The organism is Salirhabdus sp. Marseille-P4669, assembly GCF_900240405.1.
Taxonomy (GTDB): domain Bacteria; phylum Bacillota; class Bacilli; order Bacillales; family Alkalibacillaceae; genus OEQK01.
Genome location: NZ_OEQK01000002.1, coordinates 231943 through 247053 on the forward strand (window position 1 = coordinate 231943; position 15111 = coordinate 247053).

The 15111-nt window shown below is 36.7% G+C and carries 14 protein-coding genes and 1 other annotated feature; all 14 genes read left to right on the plus strand.

Going from position 1 to position 15111, the window contains the following annotated elements; all coding sequences use genetic code 11:
- Positions 1-12: 12 nt before the first annotated feature.
- The gene (mnmA, locus tag C1A05_RS04145; RefSeq protein WP_102026931.1) at positions 13-1128 is read left to right on the plus strand and encodes a tRNA 2-thiouridine(34) synthase MnmA; all 1116 of its coding nucleotides are present in this window, start codon (positions 13-15) and stop codon (positions 1126-1128) included.
- A gap of 83 nt (positions 1129-1211) precedes the next feature.
- Entirely contained in the window at positions 1212-1877 is a 666-nt protein-coding gene (locus tag C1A05_RS04150; RefSeq protein WP_102026932.1) for a tetratricopeptide repeat protein, read from the plus strand.
- 122 nt (positions 1878-1999) lie between these two features.
- Positions 2000-4327 (plus strand): SF1B family DNA helicase RecD2, encoded by a 2328-nt coding sequence (recD2, locus tag C1A05_RS04155; protein ID WP_102026933.1) that lies wholly within the window; start codon positions 2000-2002, stop codon positions 4325-4327.
- A gap of 84 nt (positions 4328-4411) precedes the next feature.
- Positions 4412-4606 (plus strand): hypothetical protein, encoded by a 195-nt coding sequence (locus C1A05_RS04160; protein WP_102026934.1) that lies wholly within the window; start codon positions 4412-4414, stop codon positions 4604-4606.
- A gap of 127 nt (positions 4607-4733) precedes the next feature.
- On the plus strand, positions 4734-5807 hold the full coding sequence (locus C1A05_RS04165; RefSeq protein WP_102026935.1) for an AI-2E family transporter: 1074 nt from the start codon (positions 4734-4736) through the stop codon (positions 5805-5807).
- A gap of 57 nt (positions 5808-5864) precedes the next feature.
- Positions 5865-6076: a binding site (T-box leader), on the plus strand.
- 92 nt (positions 6077-6168) lie between these two features.
- The gene (alaS, locus tag C1A05_RS04170; RefSeq protein ID WP_102026936.1) at positions 6169-8802 is read left to right on the plus strand and encodes an alanine--tRNA ligase; all 2634 of its coding nucleotides are present in this window, start codon (positions 6169-6171) and stop codon (positions 8800-8802) included.
- 51 nt (positions 8803-8853) lie between these two features.
- Positions 8854-9123 (plus strand): IreB family regulatory phosphoprotein, encoded by a 270-nt coding sequence (locus C1A05_RS04175; protein ID WP_102026937.1) that lies wholly within the window; start codon positions 8854-8856, stop codon positions 9121-9123.
- Positions 9123-9536, plus strand: a complete 414-nt coding sequence (gene ruvX, locus C1A05_RS04180) for a Holliday junction resolvase RuvX (protein WP_102026938.1) — start codon at positions 9123-9125, stop codon at positions 9534-9536. Before C1A05_RS04175 ends, ruvX begins: the two co-directional genes overlap by 1 nt.
- Before the next feature lie 11 nt (positions 9537-9547).
- The gene (locus C1A05_RS04185; RefSeq protein WP_102026939.1) at positions 9548-9838 is read left to right on the plus strand and encodes a DUF1292 domain-containing protein; all 291 of its coding nucleotides are present in this window, start codon (positions 9548-9550) and stop codon (positions 9836-9838) included.
- Between the two features lie 178 nt (positions 9839-10016).
- Positions 10017-11129: an endolytic transglycosylase MltG gene (mltG, locus tag C1A05_RS04190; protein ID WP_234998330.1), complete on the plus strand. Its 1113-nt coding sequence runs from the start codon at positions 10017-10019 to the stop codon at positions 11127-11129.
- A 98-nt stretch (positions 11130-11227) separates the two neighbouring features.
- Positions 11228-11866 carry an O-methyltransferase gene (locus C1A05_RS04195; RefSeq protein ID WP_234998332.1) on the plus strand — a complete coding sequence of 213 codons (639 nt, stop codon included), beginning with the start codon at positions 11228-11230 and terminating at the stop codon, positions 11864-11866.
- 38 nt (positions 11867-11904) lie between these two features.
- Positions 11905-12543: a uridine kinase gene (udk, locus tag C1A05_RS04200; RefSeq protein WP_102026941.1), complete on the plus strand. Its 639-nt coding sequence runs from the start codon at positions 11905-11907 to the stop codon at positions 12541-12543.
- Between the two features lie 248 nt (positions 12544-12791).
- Positions 12792-13268, plus strand: a complete 477-nt coding sequence (gene greA, locus C1A05_RS04205; RefSeq protein ID WP_102026942.1) for a transcription elongation factor GreA — start codon at positions 12792-12794, stop codon at positions 13266-13268.
- A gap of 114 nt (positions 13269-13382) precedes the next feature.
- Positions 13383-15110: a peptidoglycan D,D-transpeptidase FtsI family protein gene (locus C1A05_RS04210; RefSeq protein ID WP_159461994.1), complete on the plus strand. Its 1728-nt coding sequence runs from the start codon at positions 13383-13385 to the stop codon at positions 15108-15110.
- The last annotated feature ends 1 nt before the right edge of the window (position 15111 follow it).

Genomic DNA, 15111 nt, shown 5'->3' on the forward strand with positions numbered 1-15111 from the left:
GGTGGTGAAATCATGGAGAAAAGGCCAGAGGATACAAGAGTAGTAATTGGTATGTCAGGTGGTGTAGATTCATCTGTTGCTGCCTTACTTCTTAAAGAACAAGGCTACGATGTTGTTGGTATTTTCATGAAAAACTGGGATGATACGGATGAATTCGGCGTATGTACCGCTACAGAGGATTTTGAAGATGTCGTGAAAGTATGTAATCAGTTAGACATTCCATATTACTCGGTAAACTTTGAAAAACAATATTGGGATAAAGTTTTTACGTACTTTCTAGATGAATATAAGGCAGGAAGAACTCCAAATCCTGACGTTATGTGTAATAAAGAGATTAAATTTAAAGCCTTTTTGGATCATGCGATGTCACTTGGAGCAGATTACTTGGCTACTGGCCACTATGCACGAATTCGTAAAACTGGTGATCAATATGAAATGTTACGTGGAATGGATGAAAATAAAGATCAAACTTACTTTTTAAACCAATTACCACAAGATATTCTAGCAAAGGTTATGTTTCCACTAGGGGAGTACAACAAGCCTGAAATTCGTGAAATCGCCAAAAAACATAACTTAGCTACTGCTACGAAAAAGGATAGTACTGGAATTTGTTTCATTGGTGAACGTAATTTTAAAGAATTTCTAAGCGAGTATTTACCAGCACAACCAGGGAAAATGAAAACCATCACAGGTGAAGTAAAAGGAAATCATGATGGGCTAATGTACTACACGATTGGTCAAAGACATGGTTTAGGAATTGGCGGAGCTGGTGACCCTTGGTTTGTAATTGGCAAAAACCTAAAAGAAAACGTATTGTATGTTGGGCAAGGCTATGAAAATGATTATTTATATTCTCATGCTTTAGAAGCTTCCCAATTGAATTGGATTCGCCCAGTAAATCTAGAAGTGCCATTAAAATGTACTGCTAAATTCCGCTATCGTCAAAAAGATAGTGGTGTAACAGTATATCCATTAAAAAATGGTGATGTACGAGTAGAATTCGATAACCCAGAGCGTGCCATAACTCCAGGTCAAGCGGTAGTTTTTTACCTAGGTGATGTGTGCTTAGGTGGGGGAACCATTGACAAAGTAATAAAAAATGAAGAATATGTTAAACATTTAGCATAAACAACAGGTCAGATGTGTACAACTTTGTACATTCTGGCCTTCCCTTTTGTTCAAACGATTAAACATAGTAAAGGATGAAAATAATGAATAAAGTCGAGCAGGGAATAGAATTCATGCGTAATCAAAAGTATGAAGAAGCGGCAAAGCTATTCACAGAAGCCATTGATGAAAATCCGAAAGATCCACTAGGGTTTATTAACTTTGGAAATTTATTATTACATGTACAGGACTTCGAGAGAGCAACTATTTTTTTTCAGCGAGCATTAGAAATTGACCCTGAAATACCAGCAGCTCATTATGGGTTAGGGAATACATACTTTGAGCAAGAAAACTTCCAGCTTGCACAAACACATTTTGAAAAAGCAATGAAGCTTGGATTGTCAACTAGTGATGTGTATTTTATGCTTGGAATGTGTATGGTGAATCAAGGAAATCCGAAATTGTCTTTACCATATTTACAACGAGCAGTAGAATTAAATAAAGAAGATGTAGATGCCGCATTTCAATACGGATTAGCATTAGCACAATCGGAACAAATCGATTTAGCAATGAATATCTTTAACGAAGTATTAGAGTTAGAAGAAAGTCATAGTGATGCTCATTATAATTTAGCCATTTGTTACTTATTTAAAGATGAAGCAAAAAAGGCAATCGAGCATTTTGATAAAGCGATTGAAATACAACCAGATCATGTATTAGCCCTAAATGGAAAAGAAAAAGTGGAACAAATGATAAACGAGCGTTCTTAATTAAAGCAAACGATTATTACGGACATTACTACCGATTATCCTTACGTCTCGAATCGCATTAGGAATGGAAATAAATCTATATTAAGCTTAACTATACATATGAAATAAAGGAGTACAAGGCAATGGAGCAAAAGCATGAGGAAAAGAAAGGATATATAAAAGGAAAGCTAAATCGTACTATTTTTTATAATGCTGATGAAAAATTTTCTATTGCTAATGTACATATTTTGGATACAAACGAAGAAGTGGAAGAAAAAGAAATCGTTGTAAAAGGTTATTTCCTTCCACTAGAGCAAGATATAGAATATGTGTTTTTTGGGACGATTCAATACCACGCAAAATTCGGTAAACAGTACAATGTCCACACCTATACAAAAGATTTACCCAAAACGAAAGACAGTCTTATTCGATACTTATCAAGCGATCTTTTTCATGGTGTTGGGAAAAAGACAGCGGAAAAACTAGTGCACCAATTAGGTGAGAATGCAATTGATAAAATATTAAAAGATGAAACCATATTGGAGACGGTACCAAATTTCCCGAAAAATAAAATTGGGGAGTTTGTACAAATGCTTCGGGAGAATCAAGGTTTTGAACACGTGGTAATGGCACTAGCGGTGTATGGAATTGGTTTGCAATTAGCGCAAAAAATATACGATACGTTTCAAGAACAAACATTAAAACTACTAGAAGAAAATCCTTACTTATTTGTCTTTGAAATTGAAGGATTTGGGTTTAGGCGTGCTGATGAGATTGCCAAGAAAGTTGGTTTAGCGTTAGACCATCCTGCTAGAATCCAAGCTGCATGTTTACATATTTTGAATAAATATTCCCAACTTGGTCATGTCTTTGGATATTTGACAACGGTATCCGAAGAAGTACAACAGTTATTAAATGAATTTGAAAAAACGATTACACTTGACGAAGTAGTAGAGAAAATTTCCGATTTAGCAGAGGAAAAATATATTATTAAAGAGGATGATCGGGTGTATTTGCCTTCCCTATACTTTTCAGAGGAAGGATTATCCTCGCAATTAAAACGAATCTCGGATATTCAGTTAACCAATGAGTTTTCTCAAGCAGAAATTATGAAGGTTCTTGGCGAAATAGAAGAGGATGAGGAACTTAGCTATGGAACAGAGCAATACGAGGCGATTGCAAAAGCGTTAAATTCTAAAATTATGATTCTAACTGGCGGTCCAGGAACTGGGAAAACGACCGTTATTAAAGGGATAATTGGCGCTTACAATCGACTTCATAGTGGTAGAAAAAAGGATACAGAGGAAGGGGAAAAATCCCTTTTTGTATTAGCTGCCCCAACTGGAAGAGCAGCCAAACGGATGGCGGAAGCGACAGGAATAAAAGCACAAACTATTCATCGACTTTTGGGATGGACAGGAGACGACGAATTTGAATATAATCACAGTCGCCAATTAAAGGGTGAGGTATTTATTATTGATGAGTTTTCTATGGTAGATATATGGCTTGCTAATAAGTTGTTTCGGGCAATACCAAGTCACGCTCAAGTGATTATTGTAGGAGATGAAGATCAATTACCATCAGTAGGACCAGGGCAAGTATTGTCTGATTTATTAGCTGCAAATATGTTGCCAATTAGTAGATTATCTGAAATATACCGGCAAAAGGAAGGCTCACGGATTATTGAGCTAGCCCATGAAATTAAGAATAATAGTTGTGCAAAGGATTCCCTTCAGAAGGGAGAGGACTTCAGCTTTATCCCTTCTTCAGAAAAACAACTTCTCCAATTAATTCAAAACGTTGTAAAAATGGCAGTTGATAAGGGATATTTGCTAAAGGATATACAAGTCTTGGCTCCGATGTATCGATCAGATGTTGGCATTAATCGTTTGAATATGGAACTACAGCAGCTCTTAAATCCACCTTCCAATCAAAAGAGGTCTATAAAGTTTAATGAGATCATTTTCAGGTCTGGCGATAAGGTAATTCAACTTGTCAATCAACCTGAAAAAGGGGTTTATAATGGGGATATTGGAGAAATTGTTTCCATTCTACGCGCGGATGAGACAGAGGAGAATGTCGAGCAAGTAGTAGTAAATTTTGATGGTAGAGAAGTATACTTTGTCCGAAATGAGTTAAATCAATTAATGCATGCCTATTGTATTTCCATCCATAAATCACAAGGTAGTGAGTTTGATATAGTGATTATGCCGGTTATGCCTGCCTATCGTAGAATGTTAAAAAAGAATCTATTATACACCGCTATTACAAGAAGCAAAAGCTCTCTTATTATTTGTGGGCATGCCCAATCCTTTCTACATGGTGTCCAAACTGAGGATTACAATGTACGGAATACAACGTTAACAAAAAGGTTGCAAATGATGTTCGATATAACCGAGAACTCAACTAATGTTTTACCTTTGGAAGAAGAGGAAGAGGATACAGAAATATCCCCATACGATTTTATGTAATAGTTTGTTCCTGCTATGTATAGATTGGGAATCTATTGGACATTAATAGAATTAGTATAAACAGCTAGAAGGAGTTGCTAATTCATGAATTGTCCAAATTGCCATAGTCATAATCTTGGGAAAATCGGTCACCAGCAGTTCTATTGTTGGAACTGCTTAATTGAATTAAGCGTTCAAAATGGAAAAATTAATGTACATGAAGTAGAAGAGGATGGCTCGTTATCCTCTTTGGATGATTTGTTTAGTGACGAGGAATTATCAGTTGGGGAGTTAAACTAACTAAATTTTTGTAAAAGGAGAGTAGCGTGAATAAGACGCTACTCTCTTTATATGGAGAGCTTCGAATAAGAATCGAGTTCCCTCCAGAAACTAACCTTACGCAAATCATAACGTAGGGGACTCGGATATGAATGAATCGCAAAGAAAATTACTATATTGGTTACTTATAGCCTTAATTTCGTTAATTTTATGTTATTTGTTATGGATAAGTTTTCCATTTTACAATTTTATTTTCTCCTTTCTATTAGCAGTATTAACACCAGTATTGATATCCGCATTAATCGCGTATATTTTATATCCTATTATTGAAATGTTGGAACAAATTATCCCACGATGGTTCGCTATATTCATTATCTATCTCCTCATTTTTGGAGGGATTATATTTGGGATTTCGAAAGCTTATCCTGTATTTGTGCACCAATTACAAGAATTAATTCATAATTTACCTACACTTATACAGACGTATCAAGAATGGATATATAATTTATACATTCAAACGTCTCGTTTTCCAGAAACGGTTCATGATCAAATGGATAGTGCTTTTGCAACCATTGAAAACAAGCTTATGCAAATTTTAACGAATACGATTTATTCTTTAACCGGAATAACCGATGTACTTGTTATTGCTGCTGTAATTCCGATATTAGTGTTTTACTTTTTAAAGGACTTCCCTAAAATTAAGGCCGCCTGTACTGCGATTGTACCGGAGAAGCGAAAATTCCAGGAGTATTTACGTCAATTGGATAAAAGCTTAGGTGGATATTTAAGAGGACAATTACTCGTTTGTTTATTTGTAGCAGTTATTTCTACCATGCTACTATGGCTCATATCCATGAAATATCCCCTCATTCTCGGCCTGTTTATGGGGGTAACAAATATTATTCCGTACTTTGGCCCAATATTAGGTGCCATACCTGCTGTCATTATTGCCTTTACGATTTCTTCTCAAAGGGTCATTTTTGTAGTTGGTGTCGTCATTGTAGTACAATTAATCGAAAGCAATTTATTATCTCCCTATATTGTAGGACGCTCCCTACATGTTCACCCAGTATTAATAATTCTTGCTTTACTGATTGGAGCGGAAGCGTTCGGTATCGTCGGGATGATATTAGCGGTTCCTATGCTAACCATTGCAAAGGTTTTTATTGAACCAACACACATAATCAAGAAAATGAAAAAGGCATGGTATAAAACCAATTAAGTTGTATTACATTGACATTTCGTAAATAGTTTTCTATAATATCGGCATATATGAACTGTTAATACGTTGAAAGACCTTAAGTACATGATGACGCTCTTTTATAGAGAGGGGTTCCTCGGCTGAAAGAACCCTAGAAAACGAATCATGGAAAGCTAGTCTGGAGTGCGGCTAATCCCCGCCGGTAATTGCACCGTTATATGCAACCCAAGGTGATGGATATCTATGTCCATAATCAGGGTGGTACCGCGGATACAACTCCCGTCCCTGCATGAATTGCAGAGATGGGAGTTTTTTATTTTTTGGTAAGTCCGATCATTCGCAAGCCAATTTGTTTGGTTAGAACGAAAAAGGAGGAAATAGAATGAAGAAGTTAACATCAAGTGAAGTAAGACAAATGTTCTTAGATTTTTTTAAGGAGAAAGGGCATGGTGTAGAACCTAGTGCGTCTTTAGTGCCAAAGGATGATCCAACCTTACTATGGATTAATAGTGGGGTTGCTACGTTAAAAAAATATTTCGATGGTAGTGTAGTGCCAGCCAACCCTAGAATTTGCAATGCACAAAAGTCCATTCGTACGAACGATATTGAAAATGTAGGGAAAACAGCACGCCACCATACATTTTTTGAAATGTTAGGTAATTTTTCAATTGGAGATTACTTTAAAGAGGAAGCTATTACATGGGCTTGGGAATTCTTAACTAGTCCGGATTGGCTTGGTTTTGAACCTGAGAAATTATCGGTTACGGTTCACCCGGAAGACGAAGAGGCTTATGATTTTTGGTTGAATAACATTGGAATTCCGAAAGAAAGAATTATACGAACAGAAGAAAATTACTGGGATATTGGTGAGGGACCAAGTGGACCAAATACGGAAATTTTTTATGACCGAGGAGAATCCTACGGCAATGATGTCAATGATCCAGAATTGTATCCCGGGGGAGAAAATGAACGTTATCTAGAAATTTGGAACTTAGTATTCTCCCAATTTAACCATAATCCGGATGGTACCTATACGCCACTACCACAAAAAAATATTGATACAGGTATGGGATTAGAACGTGTTGTATCCGTTATTCAAGATGCAAAAACAAACTACGACACAGATTTGTTTATCCCGATTATGGAGCATACTGCGAAAATAGCTGGAGTTTCTTATGGACAGAACGAGGAATTGGATGTTGCATTTAAAGTAATTGCCGATCATATACGTACCGTTTCCTTTGCTGTTGGGGATGGAGCATTACCGTCTAATGAAGGTAGAGGATATGTGTTACGTAGACTGTTAAGAAGAGCGGTCCGTTATGCTAAGCAGCTTGGAATTGAAGAGCCGTTTATGTATAAACTCGTTCCGGATGTAGCCTCCATTATGGAAGCATTCTATCCAAATGTGAAAAAGAAACAAGACTTTATTGCAAACGTAGTGAAGGCAGAAGAAGAACGATTCCATGAAACGCTACATGATGGACTAGCTATTTTAAAAGAAGTAATGGAAAAAGTAAAAGAACAAGGAAGTAATGTTTTTCCTGGAGAAGCAGTCTTCCGTTTATATGATACGTATGGTTTCCCGAAGGAATTGACAGAAGAGTACGTAGAAGAAGCAGGATTAGAAATTGATGAAGAAGCATTTCAACAAGAAATGAATGCCCAAAGAGAAAGAGCTCGTCAAGCAAGACAGAAAGTGGAATCGATGAAGGTTCAAGGTGGGGTATTACGAGATGTTACGGTCGAAAGCACATTCGTAGGTTATGAAACCTTGGAAACAGCAGCACAGGTAGTAGAAATCGTAAAAGAGGATGCGTTTGTAGAAACGGCATCAGAAGGGGACGAAGTTTACGTATTTCTAAATCAGACACCATTTTATGCAGAAAGTGGTGGGCAAATTGCAGATAAAGGGGTTATCCAGTCAACTTCGATGACATTAGAAGTACAAGATGTGCAAAAAGCTCCAAATGGTCAAAACATGCACCGTGCAATTGTGAAAGCAGGCACTCTCCAAAAAGGAGACAAGGTCGAGGCAAAGGTGGACTTAGCAAAACGCTCCCATACGATTAAAAATCATACTGCTACGCATTTATTACATCAGGCGTTAAAGGATGTTTTAGGGGATCATGTTAATCAAGCGGGATCTTTAGTGGCACCAGATCGTCTCCGTTTTGACTTTTCCCACTACGGACAAGTAACAGACGAGGAGTTAAAGAAAATAGAAGCGATTGTAAACGAAAAGATATGGAGCATGATTCCTGTAACAATCGAGAGTAAATCCTTTGATGATGCAAAAAAAATGGGCGCTATGGCTTTATTCGGAGAAAAATATGGTGATGTAGTAAGAGTTGTATCGGTTGGGGACTATAGTATTGAACTATGTGGTGGATGTCACGTTCGAAATACATCGGAAATCGGTATATTTAAAATTGTACAAGAGTCTGGAATTGGAGCTGGAACGAGAAGAATTGAAGCACAAACTGGTAAAGGTGCTTATGAATGGCTCCTAGAAAGAGAAGAGCTATTGCAAAAATCAAGTGATTTATTAAAAACGAGAAAAGAACAAGTACCAGAGCGAATTGAAGCATTGTTTGGTGAAATTAAGGAATTAGAGCGTGAAAGCCAATCCTTAAAAGCGAAACTATCGAATATGGAAGCAAGCGGTATTATAGATCAAGCAGAGACAATTAACGGTGTAAACGTATTAGCTGCAGTGGTCGACGTATCGGATATGGAAGGTCTTCGACAAATGGTCGATGAAATGAAACAAAAATTGAACTCCTGTGTTATTTTACTAGGTGCTTCAAATGATGGGAAGGTTCAATTGGCATCTGGTGTAACGAAGGATTTAATTGAAAAAGGCTACCATGCAGGAAAATTAATTAAGGAAGCTGCAGCTCGTTGTGGAGGCGGTGGTGGTGGCCGCCCGGATATGGCACAAGCAGGAGGCAAACAACCAGAGAAATTGGAAGAAGCTATTAATTATGCTCGCGAATATGTACAAAGCATTTAAAACGTATATAATGGGAATAGATGTAATTCTTTCCAAAGGGGTGTTTCGACGATGAATTCGAATGATCATACAATGAAGTTTAACTTTTCAGAAGAGCAAGTTGAACATAATGTAGGTGAGATATTGTTGACGGTTCATTTGGCCTTACAAGAAAAGGGGTATAACCCAATTAATCAAATTGTTGGCTATTTGTTATCAGGAGATCCAGCTTACATTCCTCGTCATAAGGATGCAAGAAATTTAATCCGAAAAATTGAAAGGGACGAATTAATAGAAGAATTGGTTAAATACTATATTAATGAACATAATGGAGCAAAATAATGAAACTAATGGGTTTAGACGTAGGAGAAAAAACGATAGGTGTTGCTGTGAGTGATGATTTGGGCTGGACTGCCCAAGGCGTCAAGACGCTTTTATGGAAAGAGAACTTTGCGGACGTCACGGAAGATTTAAAACAGCTCATTACAGAATATAAAATCGAAAAGGTTATTGTTGGTCTTCCGAAGAACATGAATGGTACAATTGGTGAACGAGGTCAGGCTTGTGAACGTTTTGCTGAAAAACTGAAAGAAACGTTCCAACTGCCTGTTGAATTATGGGATGAACGGTTGACAACAATGGCTGCTGAACGCGTATTATTGTCGGCTGATATGAGTCGAAAAAAAAGAAAAAAAGTAATAGACAAAATGGCAGCCAGCATTATTTTACAAAGCTACATGGATGCTAAAAATTAAGGAGGAAAACCATGCCACTTGAAGAAAAAGAACGAATTATTATACCCGATGAGTCTGGTGAGGAACATTTATTTGAAGTATTATTCACCTTTGACGTAGACGAAACGGAGCAATCCTATATGGTTGTTGTTCCAGTGGAGCAAGCCGAAGCAGAAGAACAAGAGGTATATGCTTTTCGCTTTGAAGAGCCGAACGGTAACGAAGATGATCTGACCCTTTTCCAAATCGAAAGTGAAGAAGAATGGGACATGGTAGAGGAAATGCTAGCAACATTTGCTGGTGACGACGAAGAAGAATCCTAAAAAAAATAGCCGACAGCTGTCGGCTATTTTTTTGTGGAGGTATGATATTCATCGCTATCTGTCAACTCTCTTATATTCGACATCTAAAATCAAAATCGAACCCTTTCTTACTAATAAAAAATAGAAAAATATAGCACATTATAGTATAATATACCGGATGAAAGGGGGAGACGTAGATATGTCTACTTCAAATCAAGACGAGGAACGCTATAAAGAGGCAAAAACCGTTCGTAAAATTGTTTTGATTGTGTTTGCTGTGATCATGGTCTTCATCATTGCCATCGGAGTTTCTGGCTATCTATACGTTAAGTCTGCTTTGGAGCCAATGGATCCAAAAGATGATACGATAAAAAGTGTGGAAATACCTTTAGGCTCTTCAATTTCTACGATTGGGGAAATTTTAGAAGAACATAGCATCATAAAAAGCGGTACTATTTTTCGTTATTATACGAAATTTAAAAATGAAACGGAATTTCAAGCGGGAAACTATGACTTTTCAGCTTCTATGACTCTAGATGAAATTATTGACACGTTAAAAACAGGGAAGTTAATGGAGGAAGCAGTGCTTACGGTTACGATACCAGAAGGGAAAAAGTTAGAGGATATTGCGAAAATATTTGCTCAACACACCTCCATTACCGAAGAGGAATTTATGAAAACGGTAAACGATCCTGAGTTCATTGAGAACGTAATGAATATGTATCCAACTATACTATCGGAGGAAATCCTCAACAGTGATATCATTCATCCATTAGAAGGATACTTATTTGCAGCAACCTATGACTTTAACACAGAAACCCCAACGGTGGAATCTATCATTATCGCTATGTTGGATAAGACAGAAGAAGTGGTTTTAAAATACATGAATCAAATAGAAGAGTTTGAGGACGAGGATTTAACCATTCATGAGGCATTAACTATGGCATCCTTAGTAGAGAATGAAGCTCGCGAGGTAAACGATCGTAAGTTAATTGCTGATGTTTTTTATAATCGATTAGATGAGGGAATGCCACTACAAACAGATCCTACTGTACTTTATGCTTTAGGCGAGCATAAGGACCGAGTGTTAACAGAATATACAGAGATTGATTCACCGTACAACACGTATATGTATACTGGCTTACCTGTTGGTCCTATTTCCAATTTTGCTGAAAATGCGTTGGAAGCAGTACTAAATCCAGAACCAACATCTGCACTATATTTCTTAGCAGCAACAGATACTGGTAAAGTATACTATTCGGATACTTTAGAAGAGCATAACCAGAAAAAAGCTCAATATATTCACAATTAAGAGGTATAGTAAGGAATGTGTTATATGACTCGCATTCCTTACTTTTTTTATGCTAAAATAGGGAAGTTGTAAAATCTAGTAGACTGGGGGAACAATGAGTGAATGATTCATTGCATTCCTATTTAATAAGCACGATCAAAGAAAAAGAAGAACACATTGTAAATATGGAAAAATATGCACAGGAACATCATGTACCAATCATGGAGCCACTAGGAATTGAGTTTTTACTCCAATTAATTCGGATCTCAAAACCGAAGCGTATACTTGAAATTGGTACGGCGATTGGCTATTCTGCTATACGTATGGCGGAAGCATATGAAGAGGCTCACATCGTTACTATTGAGCGAGACGATGTAAGATATGAACAAGCCATATTGAACATAGAAAACAGTAATTTAGCAAACCGGATTGAAGTTATTAAAGATGATGCCTTTGATGCAATCGATACTCTAGGAGAAAAAGGTCCATATGATTTCCTGTTTATCGATGCTGCAAAAGGTCAATATAAAAAGTTTTTCGAGACGTTCACTCCTTTTTTAAATGAAGAGGGTATCATTATTAGTGATAATGTTCTATTCAGAGGATATGTTGCGGAAGAAGTCCAAGCAGAGACAAGCAGGCTACAAAAGATAGCAAACAAAGTACGAAATTACAATGATTGGTTGTTCGATCAAGCCAATTTTGTAACAACAATTGTTCCGATTGGGGACGGAATTGCCATTACAGTAAAAAAATAAACCAACGAGACAGGACGAATCCGGAAAGGGGCTTGAAGATGTTTGAAAAACCAGTAGTAATTGGGGTTGCTGGAGGTACGGGTTCCGGAAAAACATCGGTTACTCGATCTATAATCGACCAATTTGAGGATAAAACGATACTAATGATAGAGCAGGATTTTTACTATAAAGATCAGAGCGATCTACCTTTCGAAGAACGACTGAAAACAAATTATGATCACCCATTGGCATTTGATAATGATTTGTTAATTGACCATCTACAAAAATTACTAAATCGAGAGTCCATTCAAAAGCCGGTTTACGATTATGCATTACATACTCGATCGGATGAAAAGATACGAGTGGAGCCAAAAGACGTAATCATATTGGAAGGAATATTAGTATTAGAGGATGAGCGTTTACGAGAGTTAATGGATATTAAAGTATTTGTAGATACAGATGCGGATCTTCGTATTATTAGAAGGATAACTAGAGATATCAATGAGAGAGGTAGAACGATTGATTCGGTAATTGATCAATATGTGAATGTTGTCCGTCCCATGCACTTACAATTTGTGGAGCCAACGAAAAGGTATGCAAATATAATCGTTCCCGAGGGTGGAGAAAATCTCGTTGCTATTGATTTACTGACAACTAAAATTAGAAGTATTTTGGCAGAAAGAGCAAAATCACAATAATTCAGCTGCATACAGGAAAAAGGTATTGAAAAAAATGATAAAATCTGCCATAGTAATTAATAGTAATTTATAATATTTAGAATCCCAATATTCTTTTAGGGTTTGAGCGCACTTTTTTAGTGCTGCTCTTTTTATTATACTATTTGCAGGAATGTTTACATACATCGTAGTATAATATTGGGAATGACTCACAAGGAAATGGCATAAGATATGTATATTGATTTTGATGGTAACGGAGGAGTGTTTTGATGGCTTTGGAAAAAAATTATTACATGACAGAAGAAGGAAAACAAAAATTAGAAAAAGAGTTACATTTCTTGAAAACGGAACGTAGACAAGAAGTAGTAGAACGTATTAAAGTAGCAAGAAGCTTTGGAGATTTGTCCGAGAACTCAGAATATGATGCTGCGAAAGATGAACAAGCTTTTGTTGAATCTCGAATTGCACAGCTTGAAAAAATGATTCGCAATGCTGTTATTATAGAGAGTGATAATCAAAATTCAAATGTAGTACAACTAGGGAAATCGGTAACATTTCAAGAGCTTCCTGATGGTGATGAAGAAACATACACTATTGTAGGTAGTGCTGAAGCGGATCCATTTGAAGGAAAAATTTCCAACGATTCCCCTATGGCAAAAAGCCTTCTTGGCCATGAAATAGGTGAAGAGGTTGCTGTAATGACACCAGGTGGAGAAATTAATGTGAAAATTATTAAAGTGGATTAATTTTACTAATTATTCATTTAATAAAGATATAAAAAGACATTACCTTTGAGGAAAAGGTAATGTCTTTTGTTTTAAAGCCTACTTTCTTGACTAAAATGGTAGTAGGTGATGAAGATGAAGGCAAAACGAATTTATATTTTATTAGCAATAATAGCGATTCTTTTTTTATTACTTTTATTTCGACTAAGTCAAATACAATTATTCTCTACTGAAAGCTTTGGTCAAAGTAATGTTAATCTATTAGAGAGAAGTGTGGCACAACGATCCCATCAAATCGTTTTATCCAATGGAAGAGGGACAATTGTGGACCGCAATGGGATAGAATTAACAAACAAAAAGGTGAATGATGCGATTATTTTTCCAGGCTTTCAATCAAATACCGATCTAGTCAATCGGATAGCGGAAGTACTAGCTGTATCAACGAATCAAATTCGGAGTAAAACAAACGAAGTAGAAAATCCACTATATTTAACAGATATTTTAGATGTGGAAATTTCAGAAGCTCAATTTGAGGACCTGAAGGAAATAAGTGTACAGGGCTTTTTGCCTGTAGAACGTTCCATTAGTGAGGACCCATCTGTAGCCTCGCATTTTGTGGGCTTAGTTCGAGAAAACAAACAAGCTTATGAAAAACGATACGAAGCGAAGGGAGACCAAATAAAGCCTGTTGGTATTTCAGGTATAGAACAAGCATTTGACCCATTTTTACTAGCAAAAGAGGAAGAGAAGCTCCTATATCATGTAGATGCTGTTGGACAACCAATGTTTGGTTACGAATTACTATATTCGGGCTTTGAAAATAGTTTTTATCCTTTAACAGTCGAAACTACAATAGATGTGTCCTTGCAAAAGAAGGCTGAAGAACTATTAGCAAAATATAAAATTAAAGACGGAGGAATTGTATTACTTGATGTGGAGTCTCGGGACGTATTAGTGATGGCATCAAGACCATTAATTAACTCTGATAATCCATATGAGCAAGACAGCATCGCGAATCGAATGCTAATATCCAATCCTCCTGGTTCCGTTTTTAAAACGGTTGTTGCATTAGCAGCAATAGAACAATTACATGTAGACCCTAATCGCACCTTTAATTGTTCGAAAGATTATTTAAATGATAATGAAAAAGCTAATCGGGATTTAGGGATGCTAAATTTTGAGCAAAGTTTTGCTAAAAGCTGTAATCGAACGTTTGCTGAATTAGCTGTGGAGCTTATGGAAAAAGATCCCGACCTCTTAAACCAATATGTAGATAGGCTTGGGCTATTAGGTCCTGTTGGCTGGACAGGAAACAGGTATCAGTATGAAAACCTACGCCATTTTCCACAAGAGCAAAAGGGGAGCATATGGGGATTTGAAGGAGCTGAGAAAGATGCTGGTGTGGTAAAGGTTACTGCAATTGGACAGAGAGATGTACGGCTTACTCCGTTAGCGGTTGCTAATATGATGGCTACGATAGCGAGTAATGGGGAGAACAAATCGGTTAGAGGAGTTAAAAGAATCGTATATAAAAACGGAAGCACGATGACGGAGTTTGAAGAACAAAAAAAGGAACAGACTTTAAATCCATATTCGTTAAATCAGTTAAAAAAGTTAATGATTCAAGTGACATCAGAAAATGGTACAGCAAGCTCCCTGCAAGGATTAGACATCGCAGGGAAGTCTGGTACTGCTCAAATGGGAGATAGTAAAAAAACACATCACTGGTTTGGTGGTTTTTTCCCTTATGAAAAACCGAAATATGCAATGGTTGGTGTTGAATTTAACAACACGGAAGAATCTTCAAAAATTTATTCTGTATATAAAGAGTTGGTTGAATTCATTTATGAAACGAATAAATGAA